17 protein-coding genes and 1 pseudogene are annotated in these 21809 nt (G+C 39.4%); 14 read left to right on the top strand and 4 right to left on the bottom strand.

Annotation, left to right across the window (positions count from 1 at the left end):
* Positions 1-152: 152 nt before the first annotated feature.
* The 14 genes and pseudogenes from fba (at position 153) to CEF19_RS08740 (ending at position 16202) form a co-directional block, all read left to right on the top strand.
* The gene (gene fba / locus CEF19_RS08805; RefSeq protein ID WP_100405749.1) at positions 153-1016 is read left to right on the top strand and encodes a class II fructose-1,6-bisphosphate aldolase; all 864 of its coding nucleotides are present in this window, start codon (positions 153-155) and stop codon (positions 1014-1016) included.
* Positions 1017-1134: 118 nt separating this feature from the next.
* Positions 1135-1779: a fructose-6-phosphate aldolase gene (fsa, locus tag CEF19_RS08800; RefSeq protein ID WP_100405748.1), complete on the top strand. Its 645-nt coding sequence runs from the start codon at positions 1135-1137 to the stop codon at positions 1777-1779.
* Between the two features lie 361 nt (positions 1780-2140).
* On the top strand, positions 2141-3424 hold the full coding sequence (locus CEF19_RS08795; protein WP_100408258.1) for a UDP-N-acetylglucosamine 1-carboxyvinyltransferase: 1284 nt from the start codon (positions 2141-2143) through the stop codon (positions 3422-3424).
* Positions 3425-3453: 29 nt separating this feature from the next.
* Positions 3454-3726 (top strand): annotated as a pseudogene (locus tag CEF19_RS08790) (fructose-bisphosphatase class II); the annotation flags it as partial.
* 341 nt (positions 3727-4067) lie between these two features.
* The gene (gene rho, locus CEF19_RS08785) at positions 4068-5342 is read left to right on the top strand and encodes a transcription termination factor Rho (protein WP_100405747.1); all 1275 of its coding nucleotides are present in this window, start codon (positions 4068-4070) and stop codon (positions 5340-5342) included.
* 110 nt (positions 5343-5452) lie between these two features.
* Positions 5453-5698 (top strand): type B 50S ribosomal protein L31, encoded by a 246-nt coding sequence (locus tag CEF19_RS08780; RefSeq protein WP_100405746.1) that lies wholly within the window; start codon positions 5453-5455, stop codon positions 5696-5698.
* Positions 5699-5898: 200 nt separating this feature from the next.
* Positions 5899-6495: a thymidine kinase gene (locus tag CEF19_RS08775; RefSeq protein ID WP_100405745.1), complete on the top strand. Its 597-nt coding sequence runs from the start codon at positions 5899-5901 to the stop codon at positions 6493-6495.
* A gap of 352 nt (positions 6496-6847) precedes the next feature.
* Positions 6848-8167 carry an ABC transporter substrate-binding protein gene (locus CEF19_RS08770; RefSeq protein WP_100405744.1) on the top strand — a complete coding sequence of 440 codons (1320 nt, stop codon included), beginning with the start codon at positions 6848-6850 and terminating at the stop codon, positions 8165-8167.
* A gap of 211 nt (positions 8168-8378) precedes the next feature.
* Entirely contained in the window at positions 8379-9233 is an 855-nt protein-coding gene (locus CEF19_RS08765) for a carbohydrate ABC transporter permease (protein ID WP_100405743.1), read from the top strand.
* A complete protein-coding gene (locus CEF19_RS08760; RefSeq protein ID WP_198510263.1) occupies positions 9230-10054 on the top strand; it encodes a carbohydrate ABC transporter permease in 825 nt (274 codons plus the stop codon). Before CEF19_RS08765 ends, CEF19_RS08760 begins: the two co-directional genes overlap by 4 nt.
* 64 nt (positions 10055-10118) lie before the next feature.
* Positions 10119-12068, top strand: coding sequence for a beta-galactosidase (locus CEF19_RS08755; protein ID WP_100405742.1), 1950 nt, complete (start codon positions 10119-10121; stop codon positions 12066-12068).
* Between the two features lie 139 nt (positions 12069-12207).
* Entirely contained in the window at positions 12208-14436 is a 2229-nt protein-coding gene (locus CEF19_RS08750; protein WP_100405741.1) for an alpha-galactosidase, read from the top strand.
* 178 nt (positions 14437-14614) lie between these two features.
* Positions 14615-15607 (top strand): LacI family DNA-binding transcriptional regulator, encoded by a 993-nt coding sequence (locus CEF19_RS08745; protein ID WP_100405740.1) that lies wholly within the window; start codon positions 14615-14617, stop codon positions 15605-15607.
* 43 nt (positions 15608-15650) lie between these two features.
* Entirely contained in the window at positions 15651-16202 is a 552-nt protein-coding gene (locus tag CEF19_RS08740) for a glycerol-3-phosphate responsive antiterminator (protein ID WP_100405739.1), read from the top strand.
* A 134-nt stretch (positions 16203-16336) separates the two neighbouring features.
* Here CEF19_RS08740 and CEF19_RS08735 read toward each other — a convergent pair whose 3' ends face one another.
* The 4 genes from CEF19_RS08735 to CEF19_RS08720 all read right to left on the bottom strand — a co-directional run bounded on the left by CEF19_RS08735 (position 16337) and on the right by CEF19_RS08720 (position 21759).
* Positions 16337-18049, bottom strand: coding sequence for a glycoside hydrolase family 2 protein (locus CEF19_RS08735; RefSeq protein WP_100405738.1), 1713 nt, complete (start codon positions 18047-18049; stop codon positions 16337-16339).
* Between the two features lie 99 nt (positions 18050-18148).
* Positions 18149-19039 carry a carbohydrate ABC transporter permease gene (locus CEF19_RS08730; RefSeq protein WP_100405737.1) on the bottom strand — a complete coding sequence of 297 codons (891 nt, stop codon included), beginning with the start codon at positions 19037-19039 and terminating at the stop codon, positions 18149-18151.
* Between the two features lie 18 nt (positions 19040-19057).
* On the bottom strand, positions 19058-19912 hold the full coding sequence (locus CEF19_RS08725) for an ABC transporter permease (RefSeq protein ID WP_100408256.1): 855 nt from the start codon (positions 19910-19912) through the stop codon (positions 19058-19060).
* Between the two features lie 146 nt (positions 19913-20058).
* A complete protein-coding gene (locus CEF19_RS08720; protein WP_100405736.1) occupies positions 20059-21759 on the bottom strand; it encodes an extracellular solute-binding protein in 1701 nt (566 codons plus the stop codon).
* Between the last annotated feature and the right edge of the window lie 50 nt (positions 21760-21809).

Genomic DNA, 21809 nt, shown 5'->3' with positions numbered 1-21809 from the left:
ATAATAAACACGATTATATTATGAGCAATGCAATTTTAATTAATAAGGATATACATAGTTTTACGGATAGTTCCTTTCTTATGTGGAAAACCTTGTTAAGTAGAAAGTGTATGTTAAAGTGAATTTGCTCTTAATTCGAAGGAGGAAAAAGAATGCCTTTAGTATCAATGACAGAAATGCTGAAAAAAGCGAAAGCGGAAGGCTATGCAGTTGGACAGTTCAACTTAAATAACCTTGAGTTTACGCAAGCAATCTTACAAGCAGCTGAGGAAGAAAAGTCACCAGTAATTTGTGGGGTTTCTGAAGGAGCAGCTCGTTACATGGGTGGATTTAAAACGGTTGTGAAAATCGTTGAAGGTCTTATGGAAGACTATAACGTTACAGTACCGGTAGCTATTCACCTTGATCATGGATCAAGCTTTGAAAAGTGTGTGGAAGCCATCCATGCAGGGTTTACTTCAGTTATGATCGATGGTTCTCATCATCCATTAGAAGAAAACATCGCAATTACGAAGCAAGTTGTTGCGGTCGCTCATGCTATTGGAGTGTCTGTTGAAGCTGAGCTTGGTCGTATTGGTGGACAAGAAGATGACTTAGTTGTGGATGATGCAGATGCAGCATACGCTATTCCTGCTGAGTGTAAAGAGCTTGTAGCAGCAACGGGCGTTGACTGTTTTGCTCCAGCTTTAGGATCTGTTCACGGACCATATAAAGGCGAGCCGAACCTTGGCTTCGACCGTATGAATGAAATTAACCAGCTTGTAGGGATTCCTTTGGTTCTTCATGGTGGTACAGGGATTCCATTAAAGGATGTTCAAAAAGCAATTGAATTTGGACATGCTAAGATTAATGTAAATACTGAAAGCCAAATTTCATCGGCGAAAGCAGTTCGTGAAACACTTGCAGCTAAGCCAAATGAGTATGATCCACGTAAATATTTAGGGCCAGCTCGTGATGCAATTAAGGAAACTGTTAAAGGAAAAATGCGTGACTTCGGTTCTTCAAATAAAGCTTAATAAATTAATGTAAAAGCAGTTCTTTGAGCTGCTTTTACATTAAATCCATATGTCAGATAATTCGACATAGTAAAAATGCAATCGTTGTTATTTTAAAACTATTTATGAGGTGAATAAAATGAAATTTTTTATTGATACAGCAAACGTTTCTGAAATCAAAGAAGCAAGTGAACTTGGAATCGTATCGGGTGTGACAACTAACCCTTCTCTAGTAGCAAAGGAGGGAGTAGATTTCCACGACCGTTTACGTGAAATTACGGCAATTGTACCTGGTTCGGTGAGTGCAGAGGTTATTGCACTAGATGCAGAAGGAATGATTAAAGAAGGTAAGGAGCTTGCTGCAATTGCTTCTAATATCACAGTTAAAGTTCCTATGACTACAGAAGGTCTAAAAGCCGTAGCTGCATTCTCAAAGGAAGGCATTAAAACAAACGTTACTCTTGTTTTCTCAGCAGTACAAGCTCTTTTAGCTGCTCGTGCAGGTGCAACATATGTGTCCCCATTTCTTGGACGTCTTGATGATATCGGGCATAATGGTCTTGAGTTAATCACTCAAATTCGTGAAATTTTTGATATCCATGGACTAGAGACGGAAATCATTGCCGCATCTGTTCGTCATCCTGTGCACGTGACAGATTCAGCGCTAAGAGGTGCTCACATCGCAACGATTCCATTCGGAGTAATTAAATCGTTAGCAAAACACCCACTAACTGACCAAGGAATCGAAAAATTCCTAGCTGATTGGGAAGGCTTTAAGAAATAATTCCTTAATATAAGGAATCACTGAGCGAAGCCCGCTGCTTTTGGTGTATATATTTCACACGACTATGTAGCGGGCTAAGCCATGCCTTTTTGAACCCTTTTAAAACAGCCCCTTCCTTTCTACTCATTCAATAATTCATGTAGTTCCTAGCTAACATTCTATCTCGTTTGTTTAAATTGAAGGCGCAAGAACGACAATTTTCTAGGTTTGTTTTTTAAAAGGATAGGAAAAGGTTGTATAGTAGCTTTTCTTATATTGTACCCATTTTTACACGTTACATTAATTTGATTTTGGTTATAATGGATAAGAAGAAATACTAGAGATTCGAACGATGACGAGCATGGACAGAAGGGATGCAATGATGGATAAATTAATGATTGAAGGCGGACATCCGTTAGAAGGAACAGTTTTGATTAGTGGAGCAAAGAACAGTGCAGTTGCCTTAATTCCTGCAGCAATACTTGCAGATTCAACCGTTACGATTGATAACTTACCCACTATTTCAGATGTGAAGCTTTTAGCTGAGCTTTTAAGAGAAATCGGTGGAGATGTTGAATTAAGCGCTCACGAAATCAGAATTAATCCAGAGCAGATGATTGCGATGCCTCTTCCCAATGGGAAAGTAAAGAAGTTACGTGCATCGTATTATTTGATGGGGGCAATGCTTGGTAAGTTTAAAAAGGCTGTAATCGGATTACCAGGTGGTTGCAATTTAGGACCAAGACCAATTGACCAGCACATTAAAGGTTTTGAAGCTCTTGGTGCAAGAGTAACGAATGAGCAAGGGGCCATCTATCTTCGTGCTGAAGAATTACGTGGTGCGCGCATTTACTTAGATGTAGTCAGTGTGGGCGCGACGATTAATATAATGTTAGCGGCTGTTAGAGCCAAAGGTCAGACAATTATTGAAAATGCTGCAAAAGAGCCAGAAATTATTGATGTAGCGACACTTTTATCGAGCATGGGTGCTAGGATAAAAGGAGCAGGAACAAATGTTATTCGTATTGATGGCGTCGATTCGTTAAAAGGATGCAGACACTCCATTATTCCAGACCGTATCGAAGCCGGCACCTACATGATTATGGCTGCGGCGATGGGGCAAAAAGTGTTAGTTGATAATATCATTCCTTATCACGTTGAATCGCTAATTGCGAAGCTTCGGGAAATGGGTGTAGTGGTTGAAGTATCAGACGACCAAGTACTAATCCATAATGTGGGGAAGAAAAAGGCAGTCGACATTAAAACTCTTGTCTATCCTGGTTTCCCTACCGACTTGCAGCAGCCGTTTACAAGCTTGCTCACACAGGCAGACGGGACGAGTATTGTCACAGATACAATTTATAATGCCAGATTTAAACATATAGATGAACTTCGCCGAATGGGTGCAAATGTGAAAGTCGAAGGGCGTTCATCCATTATTAACGGAAAAACTAAACTGCAAGGTGCCAAAGTACGCGCCAGTGATTTACGCGCGGGCGCAGCTCTGGTTGTAGCTGGTTTAATGGCAGAAGGTATTACAGAATTATCAGGCCTCAGCCATGTAGAAAGAGGCTATGAAAATCTTGAAGAAAAGCTCATCGGGCTCGGTGCGAAAATTTGGCGAGAAAAAATGAGTGAAGAAGAGCTTGACCAAGTAAAAAATTAGGCTTAAGGTAATTCATGCTAGCAGTAAGTAATACGGCATTTGAAGATACAGGTGTTGACATCATGCTTGAGTCTGGTGGTGCTCCAGAAGAACGTTTTAGCTGCGGTTGCCCTTAAACGCCTAGGTGGTGAGCGACAATGTCGACTTCTACCTCGAAATGACGAAGAGTTAATGCGTTGTATAAAGATGGACATTGAAATATGGACGATTTTGTTAAGGGTGACGATTGTACTTTCGCGGCAAAAGGTGTAGCTGATGGAGAGCGTAGCATGAAAAAGAAACCCGATCTTGTTAGTCGTTAAGTTGACAAAGCTGGACACTTGGTCCGGCTTTTCCCTTTTTGAACATGTACTTTCAATAAAAAAATCTATATAATAAATATTAATAAATGAAAACGTTTCCATATTGTTTATTTTTGTTGATTAAGGGTATATGTGAAAAAGATAAACTAGAATTAGATTGAATAATTTACTCGTTTGTGGTTAAAATAGAATCTATAAATTTAATTTATTTTTATAATTTTTTCTATCATCGAAATTTCTCCAGTTTTTCTCCATTCTTATATTCAAGAATTGAGTTCCACCGTCTCTCTTTCAATAGTTAAGTAAAATGGTTTGATAAATAATAGAAGTGTGGTGTCAAGATGGGTGTTAATATCACAGATTTAGAAGGTAAAAAATTAAAAGAACTCTACGAACTCGCAAAAGAATATAAAGTTTCATATTATAGCAAATTAACAAAAAAAGAATTAATTTTTGCTATTTTAAAGGGACAGGCTGAGCAGGATGGGTTAATGTTTATGGAAGGTGTTCTTGAAATAATCCAAACTGAAGGCTTTGGATTTTTAAGACCAATTAATTACATGCCAAGCTCAGAGGATATTTATATATCGGCTTCACAAATTCGTAGATTTGATTTACGAAATGGTGATAAGGTATCAGGAAAGGTTCGCCCTCCAAAAGAAAATGAACGCTATCATGGCTTGCTTCACGTTGAGGCCGTAAATGGTGACGCGCCTGAAACGTCAAAAGAACGCCCTCATTTCCCTGCGCTTACGCCTCTCTATCCAGAACAAAAAATTGAACTAGAGACCGCACCGGGACGAATATCTTCTCGAATTATAGATATGATTTCTCCAGTAGGCTTTGGACAACGTGGTTTAATCGTTGCTCCACCTAAGGCAGGAAAAACATCTTTAATGAAAGAGGTCGCTAACAGTATTGCTGAAAACCATCCTGATGTTGAACTAATTGTTTTACTGATTGATGAACGACCTGAAGAAGTAACTGATATCGAGCGTTCAGTGAAGGCTGAAGTTGTTAGCTCGACGTTTGATGAAGTTCCTGAGAACCATATTAAAGTGACTGAGCTTGTTCTTGAACGGGCGATGCGTTTAGTTGAACAACGAAAAGATGTTGTCATTTTAATGGACAGCATTACGCGCTTAGCAAGGGCTTATAATTTGGTTATTCCACCAAGTGGACGAACATTATCAGGTGGGATTGATCCGGCTGCATTTCACCGTCCAAAGCGTTTCTTTGGAGCTGCACGTAACATCGAAGAGGGCGGAAGTTTAACAATTTTAGCAACTGCTCTCGTTGAAACTGGATCACGAATGGATGATGTTATTTATGAGGAATTCAAAGGGACAGGCAATATGGAGCTTCATCTTGATAGAAAGCTCTCGGAACGCCGTATCTTCCCAGCCATAGATATTCGCCGTTCTGGAACGCGAAAGGAAGAGCTTCTTATGCCGAAAGCTCACCTCGATAAACTATGGACGATTCGCAAAACAATGAATGATTCACCAGACTTTGTCGATCAATTCATTAAACGTGTGAAGGAAACAAAAACAAATGAGGACTTCTTCCAAGCAATGGATCAGGATATGAGTGGGACTGGCCGAAAAAAGGGTTAATTTTTAAAGTTTAGGTTGCAAAATAGCTCAACCACTGATATAATTTCGTCATGTGTGTTAGTAAGATAACTCTGTTTCGAAAAGATTCAGGGCAAAAGGAGTTGAAAGTAATGAAACAAGGAATTCACCCAGAATACAAAAAAGTTGTATTCCAGGACACAAGCACAGGATTTAAGTTTTTGACTGGTTCAACAAAGGGTTCTAATGAGACAATTGAATGGGAAGATGGTAACACATACCCACTTCTGAAAGTTGAAATTAGTGCAGATTCTCATCCGTTCTACACTGGTAAGCAGAAGCTTACTGATATTGGTGGACGTGTTGATAAGTTTAAGAAGAAGTACAATATGAAGTAATTTGATATTCCAACAGGCAAGGGCGAACGATGCGCTTGCCTGTTTTTTTTTAAGTGACTGTTCAAAAATGACGACTCTTTCCCTTTTTGAGCAGTCACTTAAGTACCCTTTTTATAAAAAACTCGTCTGCCATTGAAAAAAGGGATGTTTTTAACACGACTAGCAAAGGTACACCTGAGATGAGGGGTTGAAGGCAAACGATGAAAAAACAAGGTTCGATTGAGGTTATCTGTGGAAGTATGTTTTCAGGGAAATCTGAAGAATTGATTCGTAGGGTAAAGCGAGTTAGCTTTGGGAATCTGAAAGTGCAAGTGTTCAAGCCAGGTATTGATAATCGTTATAGTGAGGATGACGTAGTTTCTCATAATGGAACGAAAGTATGTGCGAGTCCGGTTGATAAACCGATGGATATTCTTGAAAAGGTAGAGCCCGAAACACATGTAATTGCAATTGATGAAGTTCAATTTTTCGATGAAGGTATCGTTGGGGTAGTAGATGAGCTAGCTAATCAAGGTTACCGAGTGATTTGCGCAGGCCTTGATCAAGACTTTCGAGGTGAGTCATTCGGTCCTATTCCAGAATTGTTGACAATAGCAGAAGAAGTGACAAAGCTACAAGCTATTTGTCCTCGTTGCGGTGGGGCAGCAAGTCGAACACAACGATTGATTAATGGACAACCTGCCTCCTATCATGATCCAATTATCCTTGTTGGTGCATCGGAAGCTTATGAACCAAGATGTCGCCATTGTCATGATGTACCAAATCGTCCGAGCCGCCTGACTATTCAAAATGCCTAAACTAATGAATAAAGAAGCGACAATCGTCAAAAGGACGTTGTTTTGAAGCATTAAGAACAGGAAAACGTATTAGCTTGACCAAGTAAAAAGGGCCCGTGATGATGAGTAACATCATTACGGTCCTTTTTTCAATTTTAGATTAATCAATTATCGGCAAAAGGGGCACCCTATAGATGGTTTGTTTAAATAACAATTCAAGAAAAAAGAGAGGTTGAATGGAGGAATATTTAATAGATGAAAATATCGGTTGACATAAGTAAATGTTTTTACTAAAATGTTTACTATAAGGTGAAAACGTTTTCTAGAGGCGTTTTTTTAGCAAATCTATTTGCGAATCTAAGGAGGAAAAAGAATGAAGAAGGTATGGGGCATACTAATTATAGCTGTTTCTTTAATGATGATAGTCGCTTGTTCAGGAAATGGTGGAACAGAAGATACTGGGGAAGCCGGCACTGGAACATCAAGTGATAACGAAAGTATCACTCTTACAGCATGGGCGTGGAATGTAAACGTGGGTGCTTTAGAAGCAGCAATTGCAGAGTTCCAAAACGAACACCCGAATGTCGAATTAGAAGTTCAAGATTTTGGACGATTAGATGTTTACGATAAACTATCAACAGGATTAGCAGCGGGCGGTTTAGGGTTACCTGATATCGTTCTTGTAGAAGATGACCGAATTCAAGGTTATGTTGAGTCGTTTCCGGATGGATTTTTGAACCTTTCTGAAATGGGATATGATGAGCACGAAGAAGTTTTTCCTCAATTTAAAACAGAACTAGCTTCATATGATGGAAGCTTTTATGCAATGCCTTTTGATGCAGGTCCAACAGGATTATTTTACCGTACAGATATTTTTGAAGAAGCTGGCGTGAATGCAGAGGATATCGAGACGTGGGATGATTTCTTAGTAGCAGGAGAGCAAATCAAAGAAGCGACAGGTATTTATGCAATGCCGCTTGATATGTACAAAGATGATCCACTTTTCCGCATGATGTTAAATCAAGAAGATGTTTACTATTTTGACGAAGAAGGAAACATTGATTTCACCAATCCGAAAGCAATAAATGCAATGGAAATGTTAAAGAAGTTTGCTGATGCAGATTTAGTGAAAGATGTTGATGGATGGAATGGTGTGGTATCTTCAACAGTTGACGGTTCAGTAGCAACAGTTCCTTTCGGAGCTTGGTATTATGGAACCATTATTGATCAAGCTAGTGAAACAAGTGGAAATTGGGGAGTTATTCCTTTACCTTCATTTGAAGAAGGCGGAAACCGAGCTGCAAACTTAGGTGGAAGCGCATGGATGATTCCACAAGCGTCTGAGAACACAGAGACTGCTTATGAATTCCTAGAGTTCTTCACTACTTCTGACGAATTACAATTAGTTGCAATGGAAGATCACGGATTATTTCCATCTTTAAATACTGTATACGATTCTGAAGTATTTACTTCTGGCGTCGAATTCTTTGGAGGCCAACCAATTTGGGAACTATTTGCATCTCAAATGGAAGATGTACCAACAGCTTACTACACAGACGATTATTCCCTAGCACTTGATGAAGCCATCAAAGCACAAGCGGATGTCTTCCTAGGAGCAGAACCAAAAAAGGCACTTGAAGAAGCGGCAGAACGACTAAGCAGTCGCTCCCAACGCGAAGTAAATTCACACTAAAGAGTTTTTTCAAAAGGGTGGTTTTCCCTTTTGAAAAAACTCGAAGCAATGAGTGGTTTTCTCATTGACCGCATAGCGGAGAAGCCATTGCCAAACTGAATAAGTGGTTTTCCCTTTTGAAAAAACTCTCAAATCCATGCCACTGCATGGATTTGAATTTTAACTATCTATGTTTTCGTGAAGGAGAAGTCAATAAGAAAGTAGGTTTAACATGAAAACAAAAGCGCATATACCATATTTATTTATCGCCCCTGCTGTTATCTTGTTCTCAATCTTCATGCTATATCCGATTATTTCTTCTTTTATATTAAGCTTTCAAACCAGTATACGAGGAGATATGGTCTTTGCAGGGTTAGAAAATTACAAGCGTTTATTTTCAGATGCAATCTTTTTAACAGCATTAAAGAACACATTTGTTATCATGATTTTTCAAGTTCCCACCATGTTGTTCTTTGCCATTATACTAGCAACATTTTTGAATTCAGCTTTACTAAAAGCAAGAGGATTGTTCCGAGTATCCTTTTTCTTACCCGCAGTAACATCCTTAGTTGCTTATTCTATGATTTTTTCAATTATGCTAATGGGCGATGGTATTATTAATCAGGTATTAGAAGCCATTGGGCTAGGACGTGTGCCTTGGTTGTCACATCCAATTTGGGCAAAGACTGCCCTAATTATAGCGATGACATGGCGCTGGGTCGGTTATAATATGGTCATTTATTTAGCAGCCCTACAAAACATTCCTGAAGAAATTTATGAAGCTGCTAGTATGGACGGTGCTTCAAAGATTCGTCAGTTCTTTGTGATTACACTGCCGCAATTAAAGCCAGTGATGTTGTTTACTGGAGTGTTATCGACAATTGGAACGCTACAGCTATTTGATGAACCATTCACTTTAACAAAAGGTGGACCGAGTGATTCAACGCTAACGATCGGAATGTATTTATACCAAACAGGATTCCGCTACTTTGATTTTGGTTATGCATCAACGGTTGCATACGTCATTGTTGTATTAATTGGAATTTTTACATTCCTACAATTTAAAGTGACAGGTGATGACAAATGAAAAATAAAAAAGTCATACAAAAAATCTCCTTGTACGCATTTTTAATCATAGGTGCCTTAATTTCAATTTTTCCATTTTACTGGGCGTTAGTCGGAGCGACAAATGAGAGTGGAAAGCTCTTTTCAACACCGCCTAGCTTAGTTCCAGGAACAAAGCTAATTGAAAATATTACAAGTTTGAACGAGGCCATCGGAATTTGGCGTGTGCTATTCAACTCATTGTTTGTTTCAAGTGTTTACACCATATTAGCTTTATTAATTAGTACGATGGCAGCCTATGCCTTTGCAAAATTCAAATTTAAAGGACGTACGGCCATTTTTACAGTCTTTTTACTTTCGATGATGATTCCTTATCATGCGACGGTGATTCCTTTATTTAAAATGATGGCGTCCCTCGGTTGGCTTAATACGTATCAAGCATTAATCCTCCCAAATCTCGCCTATCCATTTGCTATTTTCTTAATGCGCCAAAACATGCTTTCTTTTCCAGATGCACTTATTGAAGCAGCAAGAATTGATGGGGCAGGGGAATGGAAAATCTTTTATCGTATTGTTCTACCATCGATGAAGCCAGCGCTTGCAGCAACGGCAATTTTTCTATTTATGTTTCAGTGGAATAACTTTTTATGGCCATTAATTGCTGTAAATACGACAGATATGTATACATTGCCAGTCGCTTTATCGAGTTTGTTTGGACTCTCAAGAATTGACTATGGTCAAGTAATGGCTGGGGTAAGTATAGCGACAGTACCGATTATTATCTTTTTCCTATCGCTTCAACGCCATTTTATTTCTGGAATGCTTGGAAGCGCAGTGAAGTAAATTAGAGGTTTTAGAGAGAGAAAAAATATAGTGATGATCAACGAATGTAGTAGGAGGAGACGGGATGTATCTAGGAGTGGATTATTACCCAGAACACTGGCCTAAAGAGATGATGGACGAGGATATCTTAGGAATCAAGAAAATGCACTCAAACATCGTACGAATTGGCGAGTTTGCATGGCACTTAATGGAACCAAAAGAAGGCAACTATGATTTCTCATTTTTTGATGAAGCTATTGAAAAGTTGAAAAATCAAGATATCAATGTAATGTTTGGTACGCCAACAGCAACCTTTCCTGCTTGGCTCGCAAAAAAGTACCCAACCATCTTGTCAGAAGATGAAGATGGTACCGTACGTTCTTTCGGTGGAAGACGACAGTATTGCTATAATTCTTCGGTTTACCGCGAATTTAGTGCAAGAATCACTGAAAATCTCGTTAAACATTACGAAAACGAGCAAGCGATTATTGCTTGGCAAATCGATAACGAAATTGGACATGAAGGCAGTGACATGTGCTACTGCAAAACATGTCATGAAGAGTTTCACTTATTTTTAGAAAACAAGTACGAAAACATAGATACGTTAAATAGAGAGTATGGAACGATTTTTTGGGGCCAGACGTACAACCATTTTAATGAAGTTCCTATGCCGACCAAGACCATCACGACGCATAATCCATCGTTAAAGCTTGATTGGGCAAGATTTCGTTCATTTTCTTTAAATCGGTTCACGAAGGAACAAACAGACATTGTTCGCAAATATAAGGGAGAGCATCAGTTTGTGACAACGAACATTGCTGGTGGTTTCTTCTCGAAATGGTTTGACCATGAAGAAACGGTAAAGGATATGGACTTTGTCTCGTATGATAATTATCCAGTCTGGGGTGGTTTAACGGAGCCAATACCTCCAGCGGAAATCGCGATGACACATGACTTTAACCGGGGACTCCTAAATAAAAATTATTGGATAGTTGAAGAGTTAATGGGAGCGCAGGGTCATGATATTATAGGTTATTTGCCACGACCAAACCAAGCAAAAATGTGGTCGTATCAAGCATTTGCTCATGGTTGTACAGATATGCTCTATTTTAGATGGCGCGGGATGACAAAAGGAGCTGAACAGTATTGTTACGGTATCGTTGGTCATGATAATAATTATGGCCGTCGTTATAAAGAAGTACAAAACGTATTTTCTGATATTAGAAACTATGAAGAGGTTCTCAAATCTGAAATAAAGTCAGACATTGCCGTTCTCTATGATTATGAAAACATTTGGTCATGGAATTTTCAGCAGCAAAGCTCGGGATTTGATTTTAAAAATGAGCTGATGAGATTGTATACGCCATTTTATAAGCTTAATACGCATATAGATGTTGTCCCGGTTTCGAGAGACTTCTCAGACTACAAAGTGTTGCTTGTTCCAGCTTTACAAATCATTGACGAAGCACTTGCTGAGCGGTTTAGACTGTTTGCTGAAAATGGGGGCACCGTTATCTTTACGTTCCGTACGGGGATTAAAGATCACAATAATAATATATATTTAAAGCAGGCATTGCCAGGTTTTGTAAAGGATATTACTGGAGTAGAAATTCACGAAATTGAAGCTTTATCAGCAGAGCAAATAGTACCTGTCGTAGGGTCTGGTCAATTCGAAGGGGTAAGATCAACCTGTTCAGTATGGAGAGATATTATTACCCCGGTAACAGCTGAGACATTGTTTACGTATGAAGACCCATTTTATTCAGAAGCCGCGCTTACAAAGAATAGCTATGGAAAAGGGACAGTCTATTATGTAGGCGGTGGAATCGAAGAAGATGTGTTAACAGAGATCGCTAAGACCATTGTCGAGAATCAGCAAGTTGATCATATCAGAAGTGAAGATGGTTTGGAGGTCTATAACCGAGTAATTGATAAAAAGGTTTATTACTTTTTAATGAATCATACAGCAGAGACGAAATCATTTGATTCAACGACCTTACAGCCATACGAAAGTAAAATTGTTTGTCGTAATTAAATCATGACAGTGACGGTTCCATTTCAAATGATCTGGGTTAAACTTAGGCATAAGTAGGTCGTTTAGACTCTTTTTGTCAGGCGAAGCTCACTTGAGGTGGAACTGTCTTTTGTTTGTGAAATTCCAAGGAGTGTTCAGGATGCTAGTGCGAGTAAATGAAGAGAATAAGCAGTTTCATTTAACGAATGGTAAAATAAGTTACATCTTTCATGTGATGAAAAATGGTCATTTAGGTCATTTATATTATGGCAAAGCGTTGACGCATCGGGAGGACTTTTCGCGTTTTCAATCGTATAACATCCCCACTCCGTCTAGTTGCCATCCGTATGAAGACGATCCCGCCTTTTCTTTAGAGACCGTTCGCCAAGAATTTCCAGTGTATGGACAAACGGACTTTCGTGAACCAGCGATTAGTATTAGACAGCTTGATGGAAGTCATATTAGTCATTTTCAATACAAGACCTATCGCATTTTAGAAGGTAAGCCTGTTTTGGAAGGATTACCTGCAACCTTTGTAGAAAAGAAGGATGAGGCGACAACATTACAGGTTATCTTAGAAGATACCAAACAAAAACTCATTCTAACTTTAAATTATACAATCTTTTCGAGCGGTCCTGTAATAACGAGAAGTAGTCATATTATCAACGCAGGCGAGGAAAGTGTCTATCTTGAAAGAATGATGGCAGGTTCCATTGACTTTGCTAGTTGTGAATTTGAGATGGTCCAATTATCAGGCGCCTGGTCAAGAGAGCGTCATTTAAAAGAGAGACGTCTAGTAATGGGGATTCAGTCGATTTCAAGCATCAGAGGAGCTAGTTCACACCAGCATAATCCCTTTCTCGCTTTAAAAAGACCAACGACAAGTGAGGAAAGCGGAGAAGTGTATGGTTTTAATTTTGTGTACAGCAGTAACTTTTTAGCTCAGGTTGAAGTGGATCACTACGAAACAGCGAGAGTGATGGTTGGTATCCATCCATTCCGATTTGAGTGGAAACTCGATACCCATCAAAGCTTTCAATCGCCTGAAGTGGTTATGGTTTATTCTGAAAACGGATTAAATGGTATGAGTCAGAGCTTTCATGACTTTTATCGCAACCATTTAATACGGAGTGTTTGGAAAACGAAGGACCGTCCTATTTTAATTAATAACTGGGAAGCAACCTACTTTGACTTTAATGAAGATAAACTGCTCGAAATTGCTAAAGAGGCTAGTCAATTAGGGATTGAATTATTCGTCCTTGATGATGGATGGTTCGGGAAGAGAGACGATGATACCACTTCACTTGGTGATTGGTGGGAAAATAATGAGAAACTCCCTTATGGACTTGAACATGTAGCGAAGAAAATTCGCGAAAATGGGATGGAGTTTGGTCTGTGGTTTGAGCCAGAGATGATTAGCCCGAAAAGCGAGTTATTTCTTGAACATCCAGATTGGGCAATTGAAACACCGAACCGTCATGCTTCGCTTGGGCGGAATCAACGGGTATTAGATTTCACTAGAGGTGAGATTGTAACGTATATTTATAAAAAAATGGCTGCCATTATCAAGAAGACAAATCTGTCATATGTTAAATGGGATATGAACCGTTATGTGACGGAGGCTTATTCGGCAGCGCTTTCTGCAGACCAGCAAGGCGAATTTTTTCATCGCTATATCTTAGGGGTTTATAAATTATATCAACAATTAACTGAGGAATTTCCAAATGTCTTATTTGAATCATGTGCAGGCGGGGGAGGCCGCTTTGATCCAGGAATGTTCTACTACGCGCCACAAGCGTGGACAAGTGACAATACGGATGCTGTTGAAAGATTAAAAATTCAGTACGGAACATCTCTGGTTTACCCTATTTATAGTATGGGTTCACATGTTTCAGCTGTTCCAAATCATCAGACCCTGCGAGTAACTTCACTAAAAACGCGAGCAAACACTGCTTATTTTGGTACATTTGGTTATGAACTTAATCCACTCGAGCTTTCGGATGAAGAAAAACAGGTAGTCAAACATCAAGTAGAAAACTATAAGCAGTATCGTTCTCTAATTCGTGAAGGAGACTTTTATCGTCTATTAAGTCCATTTGATAATAATGAGACAGCCTGGATGATTGTGAGTAAAGACAAGCGAGAAGCGTTGGTCGGGTGGTATAAAGTGTTAGCGGCACCGAATCCAAGAAAACAAACGAATCTTTTGCTTAAAGGTTTAAATGAAAAGGCAGATTATGCAATAGAGGGAAAAGAAGGGACATACTTTGGAGATGAGCTAATGTTCCAGGGGTTAAGTCTTTCCACGGAGTTTAACGGGGTTAATAAAGGGGTGTCTGAGCGGGGCGGAGATTATCAATCAGATGTTTTCCATTTAAAACAAGTTTAAAAAGAGACGTACAAAGTAAAATGCTTGCTGTCGAACGCTCAATTATGAGAACCACACTCATAGTTGAGCTTTAAAGTATTCGGTGGCTTTGCTCATTGCTTTGTGTCTTTTCAAAAAAGGAAACGCATTCCTTTTTTGAAAAGATATATTAATTCAAGATATGTGAGGGGAAGAAAAGATGGCAACGATTAAAGATATCGCTTCAAAAGTAGGTGTATCGATTTCCACTGTATCAAGGGTTCTTAACTATGATTCAACCCTATCAGTAGGAGATGAAACAAAAAAGAAGATATTTCAGGTGGCCGAAGAGCTGTCCTACCGTAAAAAGTATACAAACAATCCTGATTTATCCCGGGTAGCTATAGTGAGCTCCTACAATGAAAATGAGGAGATAGATGATCTCTACTATATGTCAATACGCTTAGGGGTAGAGCAACGTTGTCAATTTCATAACCTACAGCAAGTTAAATTTTTCCATAATCAATATAATGAAATTAAGCAAGAGAACCTCCATGGAATTATTGCAATTGGACGCTTTACGGACGAAGAAGTTACACAATTAAGAGAACTGACTGAGCATATTGTCTTTGTTGACTTTAGTCCCAATCATGAGTTGTTTGATAGTGTGATCATTGATGTCGAAGAAGCGACACGCAAAGTATTAAGATACTTAATAGAACAGGGCTATAAACAAATTGGATACATCGGTGGCCAAAAAACATTTAGGGACCAAAATATTGAATACGGCGAATTAAGAGAAAAAACAGTCCGAGAATACTTGAGTCAGAATGGCTTATTGAATGAGGACTGGATTTATATTAGCTCTAGGTTTTCTGTCGAGGACGGATATAATCTTATGAAGCAAAAGATAATAGAGCAAGGCGATAACCTTCCTGAAGTATTTTTTGCTGGGAATGATTCCGTCGCTATCGGTAGTTTGCGAGCGCTTCATGAAGCAAATATTGCCGTTCCAGATAGAGTGAGTATCATCGGTTTAAATGATGTAAGTGTATCCAAATACGTCTATCCGTCGTTAAGTACCGTAAAAATTCATACGGAACTAATGGGAGAAACAGCGGCAGATTTACTAATGGAACGAATATCTGAGCGGAAAATCCCAAAGAAGGTTATCATTCCAACCGAACTTGTTATTAGAAAGAGCTCTAGATAGACATAGAAGAGTGTGAAAATTCACGGAGGGAGTTTGATGAAGCATGGCATATAAAAATCAACAGGTGCTACCGGCATTCCGAGAATGGAAGCAGCTTGAGAAATTTTTAAGAAGTGACTATCAATACGGGGTGTTATTAGAGAGTCATCTTGGTCAAATCCGTTCTATCATTAACGCGGTGAACAAAGCGGATAAGAAACTCATCTTACATGTGGACTTAATTAATGGGTTAAAGCCAAATGAATACGCAGTTGAATTTTTATGTCAAGAAATGAACCCAGCGGGAATTATCTCAACAAGGGCAGGAGCCGTTCAGGCTGCTAAGAAAAAAGGCGTTGATGCCATTCAGCGCGTATTTTTACTCGATAGCTCGGCAATTGAAACAACGTATAAACTAATCCCTAAAGTCAAGCCAGACTATATTGAGCTATTACCAGGCGTCATTCCCTCACTTATTGAAAAAGTAAGCGCTAAAACAGGGGTCCCGGTCCTAGTTGGTGGACTTATTGATACAGAACAAGACGTCATCAATGCCCTAGAAGCAGGCGCCACCGCCATCACCACCTCAAACCCAAACCTCTGGAAAGAATATTAGAGAAATTTAAAAAAGGTACGATTTTCGAGGGCACATCAAAGGGTGCTTTACCTATTTCAGTGCCCTCGCGATTTTTACCTTTTTTCAATGGCCTTTAAGCAATATGCGGAGCCATTGCCGCTTCTCTGAGACTGTTAAGAAGGTTCGGTTTTTACGTGTTCAGTCGCTTCCTTAAAATACTTTTTCACAGTGGAATAAGCTAATTTGGGTCTGCGGTATGCATCAACAATCCCTTTGCTATTTTGAGTTTGTGCTCGCATGAGGGGCCAGGATCCCTCTTCAGTTACACGGCAATCACAAAACTGCCAGATATACATTCCAGATACGAAGTCTCTTTGAGTGTAGGCTTCTAAATTTTTCTCAATAATGTCTACTTGTCGTTCCTCTGAGCCTTTAACTTTTGTAGGGGAACGAAACCCATAGAAACCATCTCCACCAAATTCACTCATAATCAAGGGCTTGCCGTTCCCTCCAAGTTGATTAGCCCACAACCTACTAGCATCGACTAAATCACCCGGGTCTTCGTCTCCGTACCATTGTGGATACAAATTTAAGGAAACGATGTCTACCAAATCAAAACAAAGTTCCTTATCACGATGGTGAGACGCAAAGCTTAAGGGGCGACTATGATCCAACGAGCGAATTTGTTCAAGTTGCGTTTTATAATGAATACGACCTTCTTCTGTATTACTAGCACATTCATTTAAAATAGCCCAGATGATAATACTCGGGTGGTTATAATGGTTTTCGACCATTTCACGGTTAACCACGTCACATTGTTTAGCAAAATAGGGGTTCTGCATTTGCTCTAAACTTAAGCCTCTTGCATGGTTCTCTTCCCATACTAATATTCCACGCTCATCACATAAATCAAGGAAAATCTCATCATTTGGATAATGGCTCGTTCGAACGCTATTGGCCCCCATATCAATCATTAAGTCAAGGTCATGGATCATTAACTGAAGCGGGAATGACGCTCCGACGAGAGGATGATCCTCATGACGGTTAAATCCTTTCAAAACGACATCTTTATCATTAATTTGAATTCTTTCATTCTTCGTTGTAACTGTTCGAAAACCGACTCTTTCGATTAAATCATCAGAAGGAAACTCTTGTTCTTCTAGAAACAATTGAATATCTAGTAAATAGAGTTGCGGTTTCTCGTGAGACCATTCCGTAACATCGCCAAAAATTATTTTCTTTGTGAGGCTCATGCCGTTAGTTTTAGCAGGAATGGTGGTAGTCCCAATATCAAAAGGGTGCTCATCTAATAACCCTTTGAGAGTAATCGGCATGTCTTTCTCTGCTAAATTGCTCGTGATTACTTCAACCTCAGCTTGCCACACGCCATTTACTTTCTCTGGTGTGAAAGCAATTCGTTCAATGTATGAACTAGCAATTTCCTCTATAGAAATCGGACGAATTATTCCACCATAGGTATAATAATCATTTGGAATATGAAGCGAAGACTTTTCAGAAAATGAGTTGTCGACCTTCACGACGATTTCATGCCGCCCGGGTTCGACGTCGTTAATCACGGTTGAAAAAGGAGTATAGGCATTATAATGCTCCGCTACAAGTATCCCCTTGAAATACACTTCTGCGGTGTGACTTACTCCTTTAAACTCTAACCTAATTGCACTCTTCCGTTCAATATTAACAAACGTACGATACTGCCCCTTCCCACGATAGGTTAATAAATCAGGATGCATTTCCCAGCATCCCGGAACAGGTAGTTGATATGAATAGGCTGGGTTGATTTCATCACTATCAGTTTTAGCAAAATCCCACAAACCACTTAGTTCTTGTTGCTTTCTAACTTTATGAGTCTCAAATAACCGAAGCATAAAAAGACCTCTCCTTATTCAGAAATTAATTAGTGTTTTTCAGCGTAATGAAGAGTGGGCGTAGAACTTTGAACGGAAAGCTTCACCATGCGTAAACCACTATTCCTTGACAGATCCTAATGTAATACCATGAATGAAAAACCGCTGCAAAAATGGATAGACGACTAAGACTGGAACCATCGCAATAAATAACTTCGCCGCATCCAACGTCCGGTTCGAAAGCTCACTCATCCTTTTATATTGCTCCTCTGTCATACTTGACGGATCAACAGCAACCGTCATTTGCTGAATATAAGTTTGGACAGGATAAAACTCTTCGCGCGTCATAAAGATCAAGCCGTATAAAAATTCATTCCAATGATAGACGATTGAAAAGAGCGTAATCGTTGCTAATACAGGAACGGAAAGTGGAATATAGAGCTTAAAGAGAATATACCAAGGACCAGCACCATCAACGAGTGCAGCCTCTTCAAGCGACTTCGGCAAGTTACGGAAGAAGTTAATCGTTAGAATAATATTAAACACGATTGTTTGTGCGCCACCTACTAATACAAGTGACCAAATGCTGTTCATAAGTCCAAGATTTTTAATCGTTAAATAAAGAGGGATTAAACCGCCGTTAAATAACATTGTGAAAATAAGCGTCCACATTAAAAAGTTTCTGAACTTAAAATCTCTCGTTGTTTTTGACAAAGGGTAGGCCATTAACGGAACAATGATAAAGTTTAATGCCGCGCCCAAGGCAACTCGTTTAATGGAAATCCAGAATGATTGAAAAAACTGGCCATCATTTAGTAATTGGGCATAAGAGTTAAAGTTGAAGCCAACCGGCCATAGTACTACTTGCCCCGCTGCTGCAGCCGATTTAGTGCTAAATGAAAGGGCTAATGTGTACCATAGTGGTAAAATACAGGTGATGGCAATCGCGATTAATATGCAAATAAGAGTTACATCAAAAATTTTAGAGCCTAGCGTCTTATCTCTGACCATTTATATCCCTCCGTTCTACTAGAAAATACGGTAGTTTGTTGTTTTATAAGCTAAGAAGTAAGATATCGTAATTAAAATTAACCCAGCGACAGACTTTAATAGGCCAACGGCTGTTGCTAGTTCATACTGCATATTCAACAAGCCGGCCCGGTAAACCCATGTATCAATAATGTCACCTGTGGAATACACTAGTGGGTTATATAAGTTAAAGATTTGGTCAAAACCAGCATTTAAGACATTTCCAAGGCTAAGTACCGCAAGTAAAACGGCAGTCGTTCGAATCCCTGGTAATGTAATATGCCAAAGGAGGCGAAAGCGAGAAGCACCGTCGATACCTGCAGCTTCATATAGGGCTGCGTTAATTCCTGTTAAAGCCGCTAGATAAATAATCGTATTAAAACCAAATTCCTTCCAAATGTCACTTCCAACAACCAAATAGGGAAATAAGTCTGCTCGGCCAAAAAATAAAATTTGATCGATTCCCACGGCACTTAAAAGTTGGTTGACAGGCCCTTGAAAGGAGAAAATATCAAGTAAAATCCCACCTAAAATAACCCATGATAGAAAATGTGGTAGGTAGACAATGGTTTGAATGGAGCGCTTGAAAAATGTGTGGCGGACTTCATTAAGCATTAATGCAAAGACCAATGGGACTAATAAATTTCCGATTATTTTCATGACCGCAATGTAAATCGTATTAAAAAAGATACTTGCTGTATCATTCAGTGAGAACATATATCTGAATGTTTCTAATCCAATAAACTCAGATCCTAATATTCCTTTTCCTGGATTGAAATCTTGAAAGGCTATCACGACTCCGAACATAGGGACGATACTAAAAATAAATATCCAAATAAATCCCGGCAACAGCATCAGGTAATAATGTTTGGCATTTCCTTTATAACGTGTTTTCTTGCGAGTATGTCTAGTCGTTTGCGTCTCGGTTTGTGTTTTCACGTGCCTCTCCTCCTCACTCTTGATTGAAGAAAAGCCCCGGATTGACTCCGGAGCCTATGGAATTATTCAACAATATCGGCAACCTCAGTTGTTATATTTTCTCCACCTTGTGCTGTCCAATCTTCAACAAATTGATCGAAACTATCAAGTGGAGCGGCACCCATGACAATCTTTAAAAAGGTTTCATCTTCTAGCTTTTTAAGGTTGACCCACCGACTTTCCATGGTCTTTGTTTGTGAATAAAGTGAGCTATAGACGCTTTCAATCCCTGTATCCACTAGGGGACTGCCACCTACCATAAGAGAGTACATCCGTTTCCAGGCACCCAAGTCAGCTTGAGGATCCCAATGTTCCATATTTAAGTCATCATACGGTTCTAATTTCACATTTTTTATTTGTTCTGCATCTGAAACGAGTAGCTTATATTCAGGTTTGTCTTCGAAATCTTTAGCTGTTTTTGTTCCTGCTAGGACTTCACGTAAAGCCTCCACGCTATATTCTGTTTCATCAGATGGGGCAAAGACTAGACGTAAAGGATAGTAACCTGGCCCTCCAAGGCTTGGATCGAAAGTAGCTTCATTTTGCAATAAATTATTTAGCATTTTCATAGCAGCCTCGGGGTGTTCATAGCCCTTTCTAACGACAACAAAATTGTTAGATGGCGTACTCATATGAGGTGCATATTTTTCTTCAGCGTTAAGAGGAAGGGCATAAGCCTGCCAGTTCGCATCTGGGTTTTCAGCAATCGCATCACCAAGTGGGCCATAGCCCATCCACCAAGGAGCAAAGAACATACCAGTCTGGCCACTTATGATCGACTCTGCTGAATCTTGTCTTACAGCCATTTCTGGATCAATTAATCCTTTATCATACATATTACGTAATTTACCAAGTGCTTCTTTTGTTTCTGGAAGAATGGAGCCGTAAACGGGGTTTCCGTCGTCTCCTTCTACCCAATAACCAGGGTAAGCATCATACGCAGAGAAAATGCCATCGAAGCCGTAAAGATTATTTGTTGACTCTAAGAAATTAGCATAGAGCTTACCATTTGAATCTGGACCAGCTAATCCTATCGTATCTTGTTTACCGCTATTATTAGGATCCTGCTCAACAAATGCTTGTGCTACTTTTTCTAATTCCTCTACCGTTTTCGGAGGTTCGAGTCCTAACTGGTCGAGCCAATCTTGGCGTACCCATAATAAATGGACACCGTCCGCTTGAAGTTGAACGTTTGGAATGGCCATAATTTTCCCATCGTACGTTACGCTATCCAAGGCAATGCCGCCTGTGCTTTCAATAATTCGTTTAATCGCTGGTGAGGCATAGTTTTCAAACACATCGGTTAAGTCCTCTAATTGGCCAGCCTCATACATCTGTCTCAGTTCAATAGGTCCGACAATCATCGCATCAGGTAAATCATTACTAGCAATAGAAAGGCTTACCTTTTGGTCGTAATTTGCTGGAGACGCTGTGAAGTAGTGTTCAACATCAATATTTAAATTTTCTTTTACACTACGTGTATATTGATTATCTAACGGGGAATCACTTGCTGGTAAACTCGTATCAGTGGGGTCTACCTCTTGCCCAATCCGAATTGTGATCGGTTCGTTGTATTTCCCAAATGGATCTCCAGGTTCAGCTAATGATGCCTTAGGTGTTTCCTCCGCTTGAGAATCATTTGTACCAGTTTCCTCGTTTGAACACGCTGCTAGAACCATAAGAAAGACGAATAGGATTAGTAAAGCTTGAACGGTTTTACGCATGTTAGAACCTCCTCTTAAACTGTTATTTTTTATTGCATCTAGAATATAAC

Source organism: Bacillus solitudinis (assembly GCF_002797395.1).
Taxonomy (GTDB): Bacteria; Bacillota; Bacilli; order Bacillales; family Bacillaceae_D; genus Halalkalibacter_A; species Halalkalibacter_A solitudinis.
The sequence above is the reverse complement of the archived record's forward strand: the minus strand, read 5'-3'. Positions and strand labels throughout refer to the sequence as shown.

Bases quoted from the DNA above. Each gene is read 5' to 3' on its own strand.
- CEF19_RS08765 (WP_100405743.1), top strand. From the start codon at position 8,379: ATGAAAACAAAAGCGCATATACCATATTTATTTATCGCCCCTGCTGTT.
- CEF19_RS08750 (WP_100405741.1), top strand. From the start codon at position 12,208: ATGCTAGTGCGAGTAAATGAAGAGAATAAGCAGTTTCATTTAACGAAT.
- CEF19_RS08730 (WP_100405737.1), bottom strand. From the start codon at position 19,039: ATGGTCAGAGATAAGACGCTAGGCTCTAAAATTTTTGATGTAACTCTT.
- fba (WP_100405749.1), top strand. From the start codon at position 153: ATGCCTTTAGTATCAATGACAGAAATGCTGAAAAAAGCGAAAGCGGAA.
- CEF19_RS08725 (WP_100408256.1), bottom strand. From the start codon at position 19,912: ATGCTGTTGCCGGGATTTATTTGGATATTTATTTTTAGTATCGTCCCT.
- CEF19_RS08755 (WP_100405742.1), top strand. From the start codon at position 10,119: ATGTATCTAGGAGTGGATTATTACCCAGAACACTGGCCTAAAGAGATG.
- rho (WP_100405747.1), top strand. From the start codon at position 4,068: ATGGGTGTTAATATCACAGATTTAGAAGGTAAAAAATTAAAAGAACTC.
- CEF19_RS08780 (WP_100405746.1), top strand. From the start codon at position 5,453: ATGAAACAAGGAATTCACCCAGAATACAAAAAAGTTGTATTCCAGGAC.
- CEF19_RS08770 (WP_100405744.1), top strand. From the start codon at position 6,848: ATGAAGAAGGTATGGGGCATACTAATTATAGCTGTTTCTTTAATGATG.
- CEF19_RS08795 (WP_100408258.1), top strand. From the start codon at position 2,141: ATGGATAAATTAATGATTGAAGGCGGACATCCGTTAGAAGGAACAGTT.
- CEF19_RS08735 (WP_100405738.1), bottom strand. From the start codon at position 18,049: ATGCTTCGGTTATTTGAGACTCATAAAGTTAGAAAGCAACAAGAACTA.
- fsa (WP_100405748.1), top strand. From the start codon at position 1,135: ATGAAATTTTTTATTGATACAGCAAACGTTTCTGAAATCAAAGAAGCA.
- CEF19_RS08740 (WP_100405739.1), top strand. From the start codon at position 15,651: ATGGCATATAAAAATCAACAGGTGCTACCGGCATTCCGAGAATGGAAG.
- CEF19_RS08745 (WP_100405740.1), top strand. From the start codon at position 14,615: ATGGCAACGATTAAAGATATCGCTTCAAAAGTAGGTGTATCGATTTCC.
- CEF19_RS08775 (WP_100405745.1), top strand. From the start codon at position 5,899: ATGAAAAAACAAGGTTCGATTGAGGTTATCTGTGGAAGTATGTTTTCA.
- CEF19_RS08760 (WP_198510263.1), top strand. From the start codon at position 9,230: ATGAAAAATAAAAAAGTCATACAAAAAATCTCCTTGTACGCATTTTTA.
- CEF19_RS08720 (WP_100405736.1), bottom strand. From the start codon at position 21,759: ATGCGTAAAACCGTTCAAGCTTTACTAATCCTATTCGTCTTTCTTATG.